This window comes from Acinetobacter sp. UNC436CL71CviS28 (assembly GCF_000620525.1).
Classification (GTDB): Bacteria; Pseudomonadota; Gammaproteobacteria; order Pseudomonadales; family Moraxellaceae; genus Acinetobacter; species Acinetobacter radioresistens.
Map to the genome: position 1 here is coordinate 1 of NZ_JIBB01000077.1, position 2979 is coordinate 2979.

The 2979-nt window shown below is 34.3% G+C and carries 3 protein-coding genes; all 3 read left to right on the plus strand.

Features of this window, described 5'->3' with window-relative positions; genetic code table 11:
* Nucleotides 1-305: 305 nt before the first annotated feature.
* The 3 genes from N518_RS0115020 to N518_RS0115030 all read left to right on the plus strand — a co-directional run bounded on the left by N518_RS0115020 (nt 306) and on the right by N518_RS0115030 (nt 2216).
* Complete coding sequence (locus N518_RS0115020) at nt 306-620, plus strand: ankyrin repeat domain-containing protein (protein WP_026444470.1); 315 nt, start codon at nt 306-308, stop codon at nt 618-620.
* Nucleotides 621-930: 310 nt separating this feature from the next.
* On the plus strand, nt 931-1368 hold the full coding sequence (locus tag N518_RS0115025; RefSeq protein ID WP_026444471.1) for a MarR family winged helix-turn-helix transcriptional regulator: 438 nt from the start codon (nt 931-933) through the stop codon (nt 1366-1368).
* Nucleotides 1365-2216, plus strand: coding sequence for an alpha/beta fold hydrolase (locus N518_RS0115030; protein WP_026444472.1), 852 nt, complete (start codon nt 1365-1367; stop codon nt 2214-2216). The genes N518_RS0115025 and N518_RS0115030 overlap by 4 nt, the downstream gene beginning before the upstream one ends.
* Nucleotides 2217-2979 lie beyond the last annotated feature (763 nt).

Sequence of the window (2979 nt, forward strand, 5' to 3'; positions counted from 1 at the left end):
TAGCCCTATATAAGGGTTAAACAATATAAAATTTAATGAATATTCAAGAAGCTTGCTCTAGCGTATAAACATTTTAATATTTAAATTTCTTTTAAAAGCATGAAGTAGCTTATTTTATAAATAATCAGTTACAAGATAAAAATCTATACTTTATCTTTAGATAATATTTATAAATATTTAAAATACTTCTAGAATTAGAAAATTAATTTCTGTAAATAAATAGAAAATAAATAACTAGGGTTGAATCTTATTTAAAAGCTGTCTTTCAATTTAAACCAGCCATACTCAATATAGGTGTTATTCATATGAAATTTAATTCATTCTCTCCTGTATCCCAAGATGAAGCTGAACTTCAGCTTCCTGAACTTGTGTATTGGGCGTCTTTAGGTAATATGGAACACGTTAAACAGTTATTAGATGCTGGCATTGACCCAAACCAGGCTGATGAAGAAGGATACAGTGCACTGCATGCTGCAGCCGAAAATGGTTATTTAAGTATTGTGAAACTTCTTATAGACAAAGAAGCTGATCTACATAGTAAAGGGCAATATACTGCTCTACAGCTGGCAGAAATGGCTATGCATTCTGAAATTGTCGATTTTCTAAAATCATTTAAATAAATATATTAAAAAAGGAACCCCATCATCCTGATGAGATTCCTTTATATTTCGCTTGTAGGTAAAACTCCTGTTATACCTCACGCTTCTGGTGCTAAAACATATTATTGTTGTTTTATGTTCTGGAACTTCCTGTTCCTTGTTGATCTCAGAATACTTTGAATAACTTAACTGATCTAGCTGCAAAAAGCAGAAGAAGATGTAAGTTTAAACTGACAATATTATATTTCTTGACTGTTCAGTAAATTTGAAAAATTTACACTTTTGCTTTAATCAAGCAGAATAATTAATTATTTCACATGTGAAATATTTTATGTCTCGACCTAAATTGATCTATCTGCTGAGTCAGGCAGACCATAAAGTACAAAGCCTGATCAGGCAGTGTCTTCCAGAAGAATTGCAAAGTCCTTCACAAATGCTGGTACTGTTTTATCTTGATCAGCAGGATGGCATAACGCTTACGGAACTGGCTTCACGGATGCAGTTAGTTCCCTCTGCAATTACAGGGCTCATTCAACGAATGACAATACAAAAGCTGGTGATTAAAAAAAGTTCTCCAACCGATGCTAGAACTACCTGTCTATTTTTGACCGATTTATCCAGATCACTTCTTCCAGAGCTCAAGCAAAAAGCCACTTATTTAAATCAGTATATGCAGCAGGGATTTAGCATTGAAGAAATTTGTATTATTGAAAAATGGCTAGATTTTTTGACAAAAAATTTAGATAAAATGAAGGAAAAAGATTTATGAATAACTATATTGAAGTGAAATGTCGAGATGGCTATATCCTGAAAGGAATTTTTTACCCTAGTACCGCCCCTATAAAAAAGAGTGAACCTGTAATTATTTCTCCAGCTACTGGTATTGTTCAGCAATTCTATCAACCTTTTGCCGTATGGTTAACTCAGCAGGGCTATGATGTTCTGACTTTTGACTTTAGGGGAATTGGTGCTTCACTTAATGGCGCACTAAAAGATTCTAAAGCATCTATTCAAGATTGGGGTTTACTGGACCTGCCAGCGGTCATTGATACAGCGCTAAAAAAGACGGGTGCTTCTCAGGTAAACATTATCGGGCATAGTGCGGGTGGTCAGTTAGTGGGTCTGGTTGAAAATCATCAGCAGGTTAAACAGCTTATTTCTATTGCAGGCTCGACAGGGCATATCAAAGGATTAAAAGGCCGTACCAAACTTCTGGCACCCCTTATGTTTAATCTGCTATTTCCCCTAAGTTCAGCTTTTAAAGGATATGGAGCCGCTAAAGTAATTGGAATGGGCGAAAACTTACCGAAAGGCGTTGCGCGGCAATGGGCACAATTCTGTAGCCATCCTGGCTATGTCATGAATGCGGTAGGTAAAACGATCAATAAACATTATCATGAGCAGGTTTGCTGCCCGATTACTGCTATTGCAGCAACTGATGATGAAATTGCAACAGAACAGAATATTGATGCTTTGCTGGAACTTTATCCGCTAGCCCCTACAAAGAAATTAATTATACAACCAAAACATTATGGTCATCGATCAATTGGGCATATGTTAATGTTCAGGCCTTCACACCAGAATTTATGGCCACTTATTGCTGGTCAGTTAAACTGATTCTAGAGTATTAAGGAAGAGTGAATAAAGCTACTCTTCCTTGATACGTAGAGAACAGAAAATTTAAAAATAAAATTTTTTAATATCATTGAGAGGCTAGGGTTAATTATATTTAAGCGGGATATTAATCTGTCTGAATAGAAGCAGTGAGTGTTTCTTCATTGTCATATAGAAAATGCGCTCAACTATTTTTTGAAAAAGAATATAAAAAGGTCCGGGCCAATATCCAGCAATGACCAGCCTAAAGGTCGATGAAAGCTATATAGCCTTTCTTAAAAATTAATTTAAATAGAGGCGATAAAACATACAGCAGGGTTTAAATAATAATTTAGGTCATATGAAATAGATGAGTGAAGAATAAAAATTAACTTGTCTACCCGAAGTTAAAATAAGAAAGAACGATTTAAAAAATTAAAAAATTAAAAAATTAAAAAATTAAGAAAAAATACAAGAAAATGGTTAAAAAATGAGAAATAAAAAGCCTTTTTTCTTATTTTTGCTGAAAAATAGTACATACGTGAAAAATATATTAAATGGGGGGTTGCAATGATTCTGAAATCCTCTAGAATGCACCCCATACCGACGAGATAGACGGAAATAAACAAGCGCAAGGCGCTAAGTTGTTGAGTTTATCGAAGTCCAGCTTCTAGTACTGACGAGGTATTAGAAAGATCATTAAGAGAATATGAAGAACAACTTGTGTGGATTTTTACTGGTTGATCGATCGAAATAATTTTCATTGATTGAATGGTAGAAATTTCTC